Below are 14,241 nucleotides of genomic sequence, written 5' to 3' on the forward strand. Positions count from 1 at the left end.
TAGGTTTTTCGCTAAACCATTAGATTTAGGGGCGTGTCACTTAATAAAAAAGGCTGTAATCATTGATTACAGCCTTTTTTATTAAACATCTGCGTTAATTACGTCGTTTGATGTCACTAAAGGGGCACTATTGGTTATCAGTTGAACGTGAAACATGATTCATTGGCTGGGTTATTTGGGGCTGGTTATTCGTAGTGAGTCAGTTCAAATAATACGTTGTTTTTGACGCCCATTAACTTTAGCTTATTGCCTTTTATTTTAAAGCTGGTCACTTGCACAAGGTGTTGCAGAAAAGATTGTTCTTGTTTTACCAAACCGTCAACACAGGCTTTCATGGTGGTGCTATTAGCAGATAAACTTAGTTCATTGTTGTATTGCATGTACTGGCCTTTAAAGTTGTTACAGCCATTTGAACCACTAAAGTTGCCATTATCAAAATCAAATAAAACAGGGCTATAGGGCTTAACGGCCTGATTTGCAATTTTGCTCACTTGCCAATTACCATCGAGGTTTAAATGAGACGGAGCAGGGAGCTGGCTTTGGCAACCGCTAATGGTAACTAACAAAGTCGCCATACAGAAAAGCTGTTTAAACATTAAAAAAATCCACAACAACACACTAATTGGTTATTTTACCGTTTGCAGTAACAAAGCGTAACCGCAAAAGGATAGAATTATATTAATATTAGATAATTATTCGCATGCTTAAGGTGTCAGGATGAAAATATTTAAAATACTACATGGCTTAGGACTCGTCATGGTGATGGTCGGTTGTGGTTTATTATTTTTAACTGAGCAAGCATCACAGATAAACGGTATGATTTTAGTCGCGGTTTTAATCGGTGGCGGGTTGATTAGTATGTCGCCTTTTCCAGTGGCACTTTTTATTGAGTGGGCGAAAAAACAACAGTCGTAAAAAGGAAATACCATGTCCGTGTTATACCGAGTTGCCAACTTTGATGATGCAGCCCACATTGCTTTGTTAGAACAGCGTCATTGTCACGATGAGCTTAATCAAGACAGTGGCATGATGGCCGCTCAATCTTTGAGTGTCAGTGACATGGCAACATTGATAAGCCAGCATTGGGTCGTGATTGCTGAGCAAAACAGCGTCATTGTCGGATATGTGATTGCTGCTAAATGGGCTTATTATGGCAATCAAGGCTTATATTCAACAATGCAGCGACACTTAGCGCAAACAAGTGTGGGAATGAGTAAGCTTACATCAAAAAACACTTGCCAGTATGGACCTGTATGGGTGCATTCTTCTCTAAGAGGGCAGGGCATTTTTGAGGGGTTAATGGTATTTTTGGTTAAAGAAGTGAAACCGCACGTACCATTTATGGTAGCGATTATTGCAGAAGGTAATGAGCGATCATTTGCTGCCCATACTCAAAAAGGGCAAATGCAAGTGATTGATTATTTAACATTTGAACAGCGTGATTATTATTTATTAGCCAGAGCATGTTAGGAGTACCCATGGCACTGACATTTGAGGCGTTATTTTCGCCGTTTTTATCGTTACAGTTATCAGCATTTGAAAATGCCAAGTTAGTCGCGGCAGTGCTAAATGATGCCAATGAGCAATGGCAAGTGTTTGAAGTTAATTGCGCTGAGGGTTCATCGCCTTACTACATGGTCAATTGGCAGCAACAGTGGATAATTTGCGGCAAGATAAATGACTATAACGTAAGTATTAAGCTGGCAGAGGCAATTGATATTACATCGAAAAAACAACTAACTGTTCCTGTACTTAATATGCAACAAGTGAGCTTTATGTGTATGGAGAACTCGCATTTCGATCATTGTTAATGACCTCATCTAGCCACTGCTAATGTGTGCATTTATTCAAGTAACCGTAAGCCGCACGTAAATATTTTAAGAGTTGCCGTTTACTGGGGGTGCGTAAATTGCATGATGATAAGGTCAGTTTGAGAGCGTTGATAATCATTATATTTCTGCTTAATAATGGCAGGTATTTCAACATGATGGTTAATGCTTAATCGGTTGCTTTTATCTTGGGAGGCAAACTTGTGATTAATGACTTTATAACCGTGTTCTTGGTAAAAACAGCACAAATGAGACGGGCAAAATAAATAACTGCTTTGGTTAAGCTCAGGTTTAATAAACTGCATAAGTTGGCTTGCTATGCCTTGGTTGCGGTATTGGCTGTGAGTGACCAGCCCTGTTAGCAACTGTACGCTCTGTTGAGGTGAATTAAATAGCCGAATGCGCACCGCAGTAACAAACTTATCTTCAGGTGTCGCTAAACCGACGGCCACTAAATCAGATAGTTGTGGTCGAGAGTAAGGTAAATGGGTTCGATAAAACTGTTTAAGCCGTGACCATAACAGGCGCTCTGTTACATGCTCAGGTTCAAACCGCGCTGGCATGGTTAGCCATGTCAAAGTTGGATGGATGATTGATAAGCTCATATAGATTTACTTTAGCTTAATATAGACATAAAAAAACCGCCTCAAGGCGGTTTTTTTGCGCGTGAGCTTGAGCCTATTATAGACCGGCTGCAGCGCGAAGGATTTCAGCTTTATCTGTTGCTTCCCACGGGAATTCATTGCGACCAAAGTGGCCGTAAGCTGCTGTTTGTTGATAGATAGGACGTGCCAAATCTAACATGGCTGTTAAGCCGTATGGGCGTAGCTCAAAATGCTCACGTACAAGTTTAATAAGTAAATCGTCACTCACTTTACTAGTGCCGAATGTTTCAACGCTGATTGAAGTCGGCTCTGCAACACCAATGGCATAAGACACTTGGATTTCACAGCGATCGGCAAGACCTGCTGCAACAATGTTTTTAGCCACATAACGTGCAGCGTAAGCGGCACTTCGGTCAACTTTTGAAGGGTCTTTACCAGAGAATGCACCACCACCGTGACGAGCCATACCGCCGTATGTATCAACAATAATTTTACGACCCGTTAAACCACAATCGCCTACTGGGCCACCAATAACAAAACGGCCTGTTGGGTTAATAAAGTACTTGGTGTCTTTATTTAACCACTGTGATGGTAATACAGGCTTAATGATGGTTTCCATTACGCCTTCAATAAGATCTTCTTGTGAAATATCGTCGCGGTGTTGAGTTGATAATACAACCGCATCGATGCCCACAATTTTACCTTCGTCATAAGCAAAGGTCACTTGGCTTTTCGCATCTGGGCGTAACCAAGGTAATGTGCCATCTTTACGCACTTCAGATTGGCGTTTAACCAATTTGTGCGCGTAAGTAATCGGTGCAGGCATTAATACGTCAGTTTCGTTACTTGCGTAACCAAACATAAGCCCTTGGTCACCCGCGCCTTGTTCGGCTGGGTCGCTACGGTCAACACCTTGGTTGATGTCCGGCGATTGTTTACCAATGGCGTTTAAAATTGCACATGAATCAGCGTCAAAGCCCATGTCTGAATTGGTGTAACCAATTTCACGTACTGTTTTACGGGTAATCTCTTCGATATCAACCCAAGCGTTGGTTGTTACTTCGCCGCCGACTAATACCATGCCAGTTTTGACATACGTTTCACATGCAACACGCGCTTTTGGGTCTTGCTCAAGGATTGCGTCTAATACCGCATCAGATATCTGATCGGCGATTTTATCTGGATGACCTTCTGAAACTGATTCAGAGGTGAACAAGTGCTTTGCCATAGTCGGAAATTCTCGTTTTATACAATTTGAATGTGTAGAAGTATCTACATCTAGACGGCTATTCTAATTTAAAATAGCCATGATCTCACCCCCTAATTACAAATTTAAATGAAGAATTGTGCAATGGAGCAAAAAATTGCTTGGCAATAAACGCATTGCTCAAAAATACAGATAACAATATTGATGAAATTCAATATAAAATTTTTCATTTTTTACAAGGTGAACTTACAGTGTAAGACGAAAAAAATAATAAGGTGGTCATTGCTGTAAATAATTTTCAATAGGAAATTAAAATCATCTATTTAAAGCTGATTCAGCTGTATGACAAGCGATATCATCGTGCGATTAACCAAAATTCAATTGCTTATCTGCAATGATAGTTAACCTGAATAAGAGGAAGAACGGTTCATTTTTTACTGATCAATTAACTGACAGCGGATTGAATAGTTAAAAAATGCAATTTGGCTTAATTATAATTTGCTTCCAGCCCTGTAAGTAGGCGAAAATATCCCACCAATTTTGCTATAGCGAAAGGGCAGCCGACATAACGGGTTACCTTTCACTGTTCTCAGTTCCAACACCTCAACTCAAGTAGGAGAGAGCATGTCATCTCGTAAAGAACTCGCAAACGCTATCCGCGCATTAACCATGGATGCCGTTCAGAAAGCCAATTCTGGTCACCCTGGTGCACCAATGGGGATGGCTGATATTGCCGAAGTGCTGTGGAATGATTTTTTAAAGCATAACCCAAATAACCCTGATTGGGTTGATCGCGACCGTTTCATCTTATCAAACGGCCATGGTTCAATGCTGATTTACTCTTTACTTCATTTGACCGGCTACGCTTTGCCAATTGAAGAACTTAAAAACTTCCGTCAATTACACTCTAAAACACCAGGCCACCCAGAATATGGTTACACTCCTGGTGTTGAAACTACCACGGGCCCACTTGGTGCCGGTATCAGTAATGCTGTTGGTATGGCGATTGCTGAAAAAACCTTGGCAGCACAATTTAATAAGCCAGGTCACGATATCGTTGATCACTTCACTTATTGTTTCTTAGGTGATGGTTGTTTAATGGAAGGCATTTCTCACGAAGCTTGTTCTTTAGCGGGAACGTTAGGTCTGGGTAAGTTAGTGGCATTTTGGGATGACAACGGCATTTCAATTGATGGCCATGTTGAAGGTTGGTTTACTGACGACACGCCTAAGCGTTTCGAATCTTACGGTTGGCATGTAATTGCTAATGTTGATGGTCATGATAGTGCAGCCATTAAAGCAGCAATTGAAGAAGCTAAGTCTGTCACAGACAAGCCAACCATGATTTGTTGTAAAACCACCATTGGTTTTGGTTCGCCAAATAAATCAGGTAGTCATGATTGTCACGGTGCTCCACTTGGTGATGCTGAGATTGCAGCTGCACGTGAATTCCTTGGTTGGGAACACGGCGCATTTGAAATTCCTGAAACCGTTTATGCAGGTTGGGATGCAAAAGAAGTTGGTGCAAACAATGAATCGGCTTGGGAGCAAAAATTTGCTGCTTATGAAGTTGCATTCCCAGCTGAAGCCGCTGAATACAAACGCCGCGTATTAACAGGTGAATTGCCTGCTGAATTTGAAGCAAAAGCAAATGCGTTTATTCAACAGTGCCAAGATAAAGCAGAAGGTATTGCAAGTCGTAAAGCATCACAAAATGCCATTGGTTTCTTTGGTGAAATGCTACCTGAACTATTAGGTGGCAGTGCGGACTTAGCGGGTTCTAACTTGACCCTTTGGTCTGGTTCAAAAGGTATTCAAGACGATTCTGCTGGTAATTATATTTTCTACGGTGTACGTGAGTTCGGTATGAGCGGCATCATGAATGGTATTTCGTTACACGGTGGTTTTATCAACTACGGCGCAACGTTCATGATGTTTATGGAATATGCCCGTAACGCAGTACGCATGTCTGCATTGATGGGTATTCAAAATATCTTCGTTTATACCCATGACTCAATTGGCCAAGGCGAAGATGGCCCAACTCACCAACCTGTTGAGCAATTAGCTAACTTACGTATGACACCAAACATGACGGTATGGCGTCCATGTGATGCTGCTGAAACAGCGGTGTCGTGGAAGTCTGCAATTGAAAGTCGTCAATCGCCAACATCGCTTATTTTTAGTCGCCAAGGCCTAAAAGCCCAAGTGCGCAGCGCTGAGCAATTAGCAAACGTAGCTAAAGGTGGCTATGTATTATCTGATTGTGAAGGCACACCAGAAGTGATCTTGATTGCGACCGGTAGTGAAGTTCAACTTGCGTTAGATTCAGCTGCAACGTTAACTGAACAAGGTCAAAAAGTACGTGTGGTTTCTATGCCTTCAACGAACGTATTTGATAAGCAAGATGCAGCTTATAAAGAGTCTGTATTGCCTGCAGGTGTGCTTAAGCGTGTTGCAATTGAAGCTGCTCATGTTGATTTCTGGCATAAATATGTTGGTTTCAATGGCGCAGTGGTTGGCATGACAACCTTTGGTGAGTCAGCGCCTGGCGGCGCATTGTTGCAGCACTTTGGCTTTACTGTTGAAAACGTAGTTAACACAGTAAAACAATTGGGTTAATTGGTGAAAACTGATATTGCGGCTTAACGCAAAAGAATGACCTTTTTTAGTGTTAATCTGTATAATAACGACCTGCATTGAACATGCAGGTCGTTTTGTATCATAAAGTTATTCTCTAACTTTTATCTAAATTTCTAATGTCGAAATAATTAATATCGATACAGCTGCGCATTAATGCCATGTGATCGATACTGCTAAATGATGGAATGTGAATGATTCGGGTCGCTATTAATGGTTATGGTCGTATAGGCCGCTCAATTCTTCGTGCTTTATACGAATCTGGATTGCGCCATCAAATTCAAATTGTCGCCATTAATGAATTGGCCGATCCACAAGCGATTTGTCATCTGACCCAATACGACACCACTCATGGTCGTTTTCAATCTCAAGTAAAACTTAAAGATGATGAGTTGCACATTGGCGACGACGCGATTGTGTTGTTGCACCAAGCTGATGCCAATAAATTACCTTGGAAAGCGCTCGATATTGATATCGTTTATGAAGCCTCCGGCAGCTTAATTGAGCGTGATGCCTGCGCTGCGCATATCCGCGCAGGCGCAAAACAAGTGTTGATTAGCCACCCGTCATCACCGGATGTCGATGGCACGATTGTCTATGGTGTTAATCATCAGCTATTACAAGCTGACCATACTGTCGTCTCTAACGCGTCATGCACCACTAACTGTATTGTGCCTGTGCTCAGTGTGCTAGATGAACACTTTGGGGTAAAAAGCGGTGCCATCACCACCATTCATTCTGCCATGAATGACCAACAAGTGATCGACGCTTATCACACTGATTTACGCCGCACTCGCGCTGCTGGGCAGTCTATTATTCCTGTCGATACCAAACTTGCTCGGGGAATTGAGCGTATTTTACCGCACATGAAAGACATGTTTGAGGCTATTTCAGTTAGAGTACCGACCATTAATGTCACCGCAATTGATTTATCTGTGACGTTAGAAAAAACGGTCGATATCGACAAAATAAATAGTGTATTAGAGCTTGCCTCATATGGACGTTTTAATGGCATTCTTGGCTATACCGATGCACCGTTGGTGTCGTGTGACTTTAACCATGACCCGCGTTCTAGCATTGTTGATGGTACCCAAACGCGTGTTAGTGCCGGGCATTTAGTTAAACTTCTTTTGTGGTGCGATAACGAATGGGGTTTTGCCAATCGTATGTTGGACACCAGCTTAGCGATGATCCAAGCTAAAAAGGCCGCCCTATAAACAGCATTTCGTGATAAACCGCTCCGACAAGTCGAGCGCTTTGTTATATAAAAGATTATTTTTTTAACTTAAAAAGGAAAGGCTAATTATGGCGATTATTAATATGAGCGACCTTGATCTTCAAAATAAGCGTGTGCTTATTCGTGAAGATTTAAATGTGCCAGTCAGCGACGGAGTTGTCACTAGTGATGCTCGTTTGCGTGCATCGTTACCCACAATTAAATTAGCCCTTGAAAAAGGGGCCGCTGTCATGGTGATGTCTCACTTAGGACGCCCAACAGAAGGCGAATTTAATCCAGAATACTCGTTACAGCCGGTAGTGGATTATCTTGCTAACGCATTATCATGTCCTGTTAAGCTTGCTACTCAATACCTTGATGGTGTTGAAGCAAAAGCAGGTGAAGTTGTCGTATTTGAAAATGTTCGCTTTAACGTAGGCGAAAAGAAAAACGATGAAACACTCGCTAAAAAACTCGCTGCGTTATGCGATGTGTTTGTGATGGATGCGTTTGGTACGGCTCATCGTGCTCAAGCTTCTACTCACGGTGTTGGCTTACATGCACCAGTTGCTTGTGCTGGCCCGTTACTTGCGGGTGAATTAGCCGCGTTAGGTAAAGCATTAGACAACCCTGCGCGTCCAATGGTTGCCATTGTCGGTGGTTCTAAAGTCTCAACCAAATTAACCGTACTTGAAAGCCTATCAACCAAAGTTGACCAACTTGTTGTTGGTGGGGGTATTGCCAATACTTTTGTGGCGGCAGCCGGTCATAACGTTGGTAAATCATTATTTGAAGCTGACTTAGTTGAAGAAGCTAAGCGTTTAGTGGCTAATGCGCAACGCCGCGGTGGCGATATTCCTGTGCCAACAGATGTGGTTGTTGCTAGCGAATTTAGTCCAACTGCAGATGCGACCTTAAAAGATGTTGCAGATGTTGCTGAAACAGACATGATTTTTGATATCGGCCCAGACAGCGCCCAAGCCCTTGCTGACATCATTGCCGCTGCCGGCACTGTTGTGTGGAATGGCCCTGTGGGCGTGTTTGAATTTGATCAATTTGGTGACGGCACAAAACGTATTGCCCAAGCTATTGCTGATTCAAATGCTTTCTCTATTGCAGGTGGTGGTGATACGTTAGCCGCGGTAGATAAGTACAATATTGCTGATAAAGTTTCTTATATTTCTACTGGTGGTGGCGCTTTCCTAGAATTCCTTGAAGGTAAAGAGTTACCGGCTGTAGCAATGCTTGAACAACGCGGTCAATAAATCGATCGTTAATAAAAATAAAAAATATTAAAAAACCGTTATGTGATAAACGGTATACGGTCATCGGTCTGAGGTTGTCTTCTTTTCAACGTAGACGAGAAAATAAACAAAGACCGTCCCTATACCATTATCAACGTAACATAAATTAATCCAAGCGATAGCGACCTAGGTGAGTAATCACCCTATTATTGGAGAACCAAATGGCTCTTATCTCTCTACGACAAATGCTTGATCATGCCGCAGAGCATGGTTACGGCGTTCCTGCTTTTAACGTGAATAACCTTGAGCAAATGCGTGCAATTATGCAAGCTGCTGAAGCAACAGATAGCCCTGTTATTGTTCAGGCTTCTGCAGGTGCACGTAAATATGCTCGCCCTCAGTTCCTTAAGTATTTAATGGCTGCGGCGCTTGAGCAATACCCGGATATTCCAGTGTGTATTCATCAAGACCACGGAACTGACCCTGATATTTGTCAGCGTTCAATCCAGTTAGGTATGTCATCAGTCATGATGGATGGCTCGTTAATGGCAGACGGTAAAACACCTGCATCTTACGAATACAATGTCGATGTCACTCGTCGTACTGTTGCATTTGCTCATGCATGTGGCGTGTCAGTCGAAGGTGAGATTGGTTGTTTAGGTAGCCTAGAAACAGGTGAAGCTGGCGAAGAAGATGGTGTTGGTGCAGCAGGCAAGTTAAGCATGGATCAAATGCTTACTACTCCTGAAGAAGCCGCGCGTTTTGTTGCTGACACTCATGTTGATGCACTTGCTATTGCTATTGGCACGAGCCACGGAGCTTACAAATTTAGCCGTAAACCTACCGGTGATGTACTACGTATTGATCGCATTAAAGAAATTCATGCACGCATTCCGGGTACTCACTTGGTTATGCATGGTTCTTCTTCAGTACCGCAAGAGTGGTTGCAAATTATCAACCAATACGGCGGTGAGATCCCTGAAACATACGGCGTGCCGTTAGAAGAAATTGTTGAAGGTATTAAGCACGGTGTGCGCAAAGTGAACATTGATACTGATTTACGTTTAGCATCTACAGGTGCGGTTCGTAAGTTCCTGGCAGAAAACCCAAGCAACTTTGACCCTCGTAAATTCTTAACTGCGTCAATGGAAGCGATGGCTGACATTTGTACTACGCGTTATGAAGCATTTGGTTGTGCTGGCATGGGCTCTAAAATTAAGCCTAAGTCACTTCAAGCAATGTATAAAGCGTATCAGTCTGGTGAGTTAGATCCAAAAATTAACTAATCAGTAAGCGTGGTAGTGAGTTTGCTTTATGCAGGCTGTCGAAAAGCCCAATGCAATGCATTGGGCTTTTTGTTTGGTCTTTTAGTTCAATCAGCTACAGCATGACAGGATGATTTAAACGTTAAAATAAGTTTAATATCAGCAGTTGTTTTTCATTTTGTGAGTCAAAGTGTTAATATTCGGAACGAATTTTTGGACGTTTTGACATATTGGTAATTAAAGGATTTATGACATGAATAAACTGCTACTTGCTGCGGCTATTTCTCTAGCTACACCGTTTGCTGCCCATGCTGCAGCTGATTTTGTCGAAGGCGATCGCACTTGGGCTGGTGAAGCTGAGTTAGGTGCCACGTTAACAACGGGTAATACTGACACTTCATCAGTAAAAGGCCGCATCGGTTTAAAGCATGAACTCGGTAATTGGGAAAACCAATACATTGCTGAAGCACTTTATAAAGAAGATGAAAATACGGTAACCGCTGAACGCTATTTTGGTGGTATTCAAGGTGATTATCAAATTAATGATGTTAGCTATATTTTCATTAATACCAACTATGAGAAAGATCCATTCACCGGTTTTGATTTCACTTCTAAATCTTCTGCAGGTTATGGTCATCGTTTTATTGATGACGGTAAGGCCTTACTTAAAGCTGAAGTCGGTCCTGGTTATATTTATCAACGTTTAGATGATGAATCAGCGATCACTGAAGGTGTCGAATCTAGAGACAGTGTGGTTGCTCACGCCGTGATTAATTTCTCGTATAAAATCAGCGATACTTCTACATTTAAGCAAGAGTTTATTACTGATTGGGGTGACAAGTTAGACGGTCGTTCAGAAAGCTCAATTACAGCGAATATTGTTGGTGCATTATCAATGAAGTTTGCCGTCATTGTGCGTTATAACAGTGACCCAGTTGAGGGGAAAGAATCAACTGACACTGAAACTAATATGACGTTATTGTATTCATTCTAAACACTGTTGAATATGAAAAAATCCGGCTAATGCCGGATTTTTTTGCTTATTTCGAGGGGCGAGTCAGTGAATATGATGATGTATATTAGCCATATATAACAACGAATTATATGACGGATAAAGACATGTAAAGGCATTATCATTGCTGACGGTATGTGGCTTACAACCTATCTTAAAGAATAAAGACACACATTTCGCTTAAAAAACAGGCTAATTAAGTGCTTTAAGCTGTAAAAAGTAATTAAAAGCACAGACTATACAGCTGTATTACAAAATGTCACAAGCGACAATATAATCAAAATTTATAGTAAGCTTTTGATTTTAAATCAATTAATTACCCATATTATCTGTTGTCAAATTGTTTCCTTGTGTTAACGGTGAGTTGAAATTGTTAACACAACTTTGATCACAAACCTATTATTACCTTTTCGATATACTTTTGCACAATTAGATATTGTATTCGTTTAGGTAAAATCACATGCAAATAGGAAGTTGCTGGTTCAATATCGATACTCACACTTTAATTGACCAAGAAAATAATCATACTTGGCAATTAGATGAACAAAGCTATTGGGTACTTAACGAGCTATCGTTATGCCGAGGACAGGTAAAGCCATTTAATCATTTCTCTTATCCGAATGTAAAAAGCTGCGCGATGAATGAAGATGATATCGCCAAAGTTATCCATTTATTACGCCATTTCCTCGGTCGACATGCCTGTTTAATTGAACTGATCCCTTCGGTTGGCATTATTCTTCACCATCGTAAAAAGATCCACAAAACCAAAGTACTTGATGAGCCCAATGCCGTGATGTCAATGAGCCAGTTTATCGCCATTATTACAATTTTGCTTTGTGCGTTGATGATGATTTATTCTGGCATTTCCTCATCAGTTTATGACCATATTGATTTTTCTGTCGATGTGTATGATCGCAGTGGCAATAAAGCCGAATTAGAAATTTATACCGATCCGGTGAACTACACCTTTGTACAACAACATAAGGGCAACTTTATTGTCAAACTTAGTCAATGCACCGTTTTTCAATGGGATACGATTTCAGCATCGCTTTCAAAAGATCGACACATGATCAACTTAGTATTGAAACGTATCGACAAAGGAAAATGGTCTTTCCATAACATCAAAGTATTGCGTAGTGATTATGGTGAAAATTTTTCTTCCCTAAGTTGGTTTAAAGAGGTTGATATCTGTGATTAAAACGCTACGCCAATATAAAAAGAAAATCCGTGAAAAGTTATTGTTTGTTGTGGCGTTAATTGCATTACTGCTATTGGTGTATATGGGCTTGCAATATTGGGCCCATAATAGAGATATTTACCAATTTGAATGCAAAGCCGATGCGTATAATATTGACGAGTCGCTTGAAAATGGTGAAATAGTAAACGGTGACTTATTGCTTGAACTTAAAGTCAAACGCCAACACTTGGTGTTGACCTATTACTCTATTTTTGATGATGACGTGCATGAATTTGTTGCCTTTGAAGGGGACTTACAAGAGGTTGAAGTCGGCTCGATGACCTACAACATTGAGTTTGAGGCCACTGATGTTGAGCTAACACCTTATAGTTTGTTATATCCTTACTTAAAAACTGAGTTAGAAATGGGTGATAACCGCTTGTCTTATGGCTATCGCTTTGAGCAAAACTTTAGTGTAGTAAAAGTAGATAGTATGTTTAACTTCATGTTGATTAAATTTACGCCGAGTAACAGTTTATGGGGATGTGAGAAAATTAATGGCTAATGAAACCTTGATTTAAGGTGTTTATCCAATAGCGTTAATTAAGGTATAGTAAACTCTCTTATTAAATCATTAGGCGCTGTGTGAGCAAGGTTAATTTAAAGCAAGAAGAGTCCCTGTCAATTAAGTTCAACCATCAAATGTCGGCAGGCGAACAACGCACAATCGATTTATTTTTTTACTTGCCTAAAGAAATGGGGATTGCGTCTAATACCCTAAATGAAGAAGAGTACTATCATTTTGGTGTGGTTGGGCGTCGCTCATATTATTCACACGGCCTGCATTTACCCTTAGTGCAATCGCGCTTTGTGAGTCTAAAAAACCGCTCCCTTGAAGAGTTTCGTTTATACCTTAATTTGTTTGCGTATCAGTTTGCTGTGGCAATTGAGACGGATGCAAAAGAGTTGCGCCAGCTTACCGCGCCAGAAGAGTTTTACCCTGCCTTAAATGATCTCAGTGATGTGGTGATCCAACTGCTTAAAAAGTTTCGACGTAACGAACCTAAAGAGGAAAAATGGCGCTCTTATTTTGCTCATGCTGATAATTATTTGTCATGGTTTTGTGAGCAACAATTATTAAAAACCTTATCTCAACGTCCGCGCAGCTCCGGCTTTAGTGACATTAAAGATAAGGTTATTCAATTATGCCGTGCAGAGCATCACTATCGTGAAGAAGAACGGAAATATAATTCTAGCCGCACCCATCATGATGCCAACCGAATATCTAATAAAATGCTCTTACTGCGCCGATTAATACAGCAAGGTGTGGTGTTAAAAGAAGAGTTAAAAGTGTTGGGCGTGGGTCTTAAAAAAATGGTCACTGGTTTTGCAACTGGATTAGTGATGATAGTTGTGTCAGCGTTAATTATTAAAGCCCACGGGGTATTTAATGGTTTAACCATTTCGTTAATTATTTCATTATCGGTTATCTATGCGTTTCGCGAAATTTTTAAAGAAGATATCCGCAATGCCCTATGGCGTAAAATTCAACGTGGTCGGCCGCGATGGAGCCGCATTTTGCGAGACACCAGCACACAAACTATTGTTGCTCGTCAGCTTGTTTGGCTAGAATTTATGCGTAAGCAAGACATCCCTGAAACGATTACTGAAATTATGAAACACCGACATCGGCAAAATAAGGTGGAGTCTGAAGTGTTGCATTACCGGGTGAATACTCGGGTCACGCCAAAAGATTTTTCGGCAGGCTACAGTGAAATTCAAGAGCAAGTGAATTTTAGTTTAGTGCCATTTGCACGTCATTTAGAGCGGGGCAAAGCAAAAATCTATTCAGAAACTGACGGTAAAGTCAGTAATGAGTCAGTGGAGCGACGTTATCAAGTCAATTTAGTCTTGAAAGTAAAAGACGGTAAGCATCAAGCTGAGTATGCTCGGTTTAAAGTCACCATGAACCGTTCAAGCATTGTAGAGATAACCGAAAGTAAGTTACCTGATAATATTGCTGCGCTCACATAACGGGTTAGTGAATGC

At 41.1% G+C, this 14,241-nt stretch carries 14 protein-coding genes; 11 read left to right on the forward strand and 3 right to left on the reverse strand.

Features of this window, described 5'->3' with window-relative positions:
• Positions 1–185: 185 nt before the first annotated feature.
• Positions 186–596, reverse strand: a complete 411-nt coding sequence (locus G3R48_RS15610) for an META domain-containing protein (RefSeq protein WP_153666148.1) — start codon at positions 594–596, stop codon at positions 186–188.
• A 121-nt stretch (positions 597–717) separates the two neighbouring features.
• Between G3R48_RS15610 and G3R48_RS15615 the strand changes: the two genes are divergently transcribed.
• The 3 genes from G3R48_RS15615 to G3R48_RS15625 are packed head-to-tail and all read left to right on the forward strand — an operon-like array spanning position 718 to position 1,811.
• Complete coding sequence (locus tag G3R48_RS15615) at positions 718–915, forward strand: hypothetical protein (protein ID WP_153666149.1); 198 nt, start codon at positions 718–720, stop codon at positions 913–915.
• A 12-nt stretch (positions 916–927) separates the two neighbouring features.
• Complete coding sequence (locus G3R48_RS15620; RefSeq protein WP_153666150.1) at positions 928–1,470, forward strand: GNAT family N-acetyltransferase; 543 nt, start codon at positions 928–930, stop codon at positions 1,468–1,470.
• Positions 1,471–1,478: 8 nt separating this feature from the next.
• The gene (locus G3R48_RS15625; RefSeq protein ID WP_153666151.1) at positions 1,479–1,811 is read left to right on the forward strand and encodes a hypothetical protein; all 333 of its coding nucleotides are present in this window, start codon (positions 1,479–1,481) and stop codon (positions 1,809–1,811) included.
• Positions 1,812–1,891: 80 nt separating this feature from the next.
• Here G3R48_RS15625 and G3R48_RS15630 read toward each other — a convergent pair whose 3' ends face one another.
• Together G3R48_RS15630 and metK are read right to left on the reverse strand one after the other, a co-directional pair.
• Entirely contained in the window at positions 1,892–2,434 is a 543-nt protein-coding gene (locus tag G3R48_RS15630; protein WP_153666152.1) for a GNAT family N-acetyltransferase, read from the reverse strand.
• A 76-nt stretch (positions 2,435–2,510) separates the two neighbouring features.
• Positions 2,511–3,662, reverse strand: a complete 1,152-nt coding sequence (gene metK, locus G3R48_RS15635) for a methionine adenosyltransferase (RefSeq protein ID WP_153666153.1) — start codon at positions 3,660–3,662, stop codon at positions 2,511–2,513.
• Positions 3,663–4,265: 603 nt separating this feature from the next.
• Here metK and tkt point away from each other — a divergent pair.
• The 8 genes from tkt to G3R48_RS15675 all read left to right on the forward strand — a co-directional run bounded on the left by tkt (position 4,266) and on the right by G3R48_RS15675 (position 14,226).
• Entirely contained in the window at positions 4,266–6,260 is a 1,995-nt protein-coding gene (gene tkt, locus G3R48_RS15640) for a transketolase (protein ID WP_153666154.1), read from the forward strand.
• Positions 6,261–6,472: 212 nt separating this feature from the next.
• Entirely contained in the window at positions 6,473–7,495 is a 1,023-nt protein-coding gene (epd, locus tag G3R48_RS15645; RefSeq protein ID WP_153666155.1) for an erythrose-4-phosphate dehydrogenase, read from the forward strand.
• A gap of 88 nt (positions 7,496–7,583) precedes the next feature.
• Positions 7,584–8,759 carry a phosphoglycerate kinase gene (locus tag G3R48_RS15650; RefSeq protein ID WP_153666156.1) on the forward strand — a complete coding sequence of 392 codons (1,176 nt, stop codon included), beginning with the start codon at positions 7,584–7,586 and terminating at the stop codon, positions 8,757–8,759.
• Positions 8,760–8,959: 200 nt separating this feature from the next.
• Positions 8,960–10,024 (forward strand): class II fructose-bisphosphate aldolase, encoded by a 1,065-nt coding sequence (gene fba, locus G3R48_RS15655; RefSeq protein ID WP_153666157.1) that lies wholly within the window; start codon positions 8,960–8,962, stop codon positions 10,022–10,024.
• Positions 10,025–10,256: 232 nt separating this feature from the next.
• On the forward strand, positions 10,257–10,997 hold the full coding sequence (locus tag G3R48_RS15660; protein WP_153666158.1) for a DUF481 domain-containing protein: 741 nt from the start codon (positions 10,257–10,259) through the stop codon (positions 10,995–10,997).
• 478 nt (positions 10,998–11,475) lie between these two features.
• Complete coding sequence (locus tag G3R48_RS15665; RefSeq protein ID WP_153666159.1) at positions 11,476–12,213, forward strand: hypothetical protein; 738 nt, start codon at positions 11,476–11,478, stop codon at positions 12,211–12,213.
• Complete coding sequence (locus G3R48_RS15670) at positions 12,206–12,757, forward strand: hypothetical protein (RefSeq protein WP_153666160.1); 552 nt, start codon at positions 12,206–12,208, stop codon at positions 12,755–12,757. The genes G3R48_RS15665 and G3R48_RS15670 overlap by 8 nt, the downstream gene beginning before the upstream one ends.
• A gap of 80 nt (positions 12,758–12,837) precedes the next feature.
• The gene (locus tag G3R48_RS15675) at positions 12,838–14,226 is read left to right on the forward strand and encodes a hypothetical protein (protein ID WP_212593389.1); all 1,389 of its coding nucleotides are present in this window, start codon (positions 12,838–12,840) and stop codon (positions 14,224–14,226) included.
• Positions 14,227–14,241 lie beyond the last annotated feature (15 nt).

The sequence above is a fragment of the Shewanella intestini genome (assembly GCF_018221465.1).
Classification (GTDB): domain Bacteria; phylum Pseudomonadota; class Gammaproteobacteria; order Enterobacterales; family Shewanellaceae; genus Shewanella; species Shewanella intestini.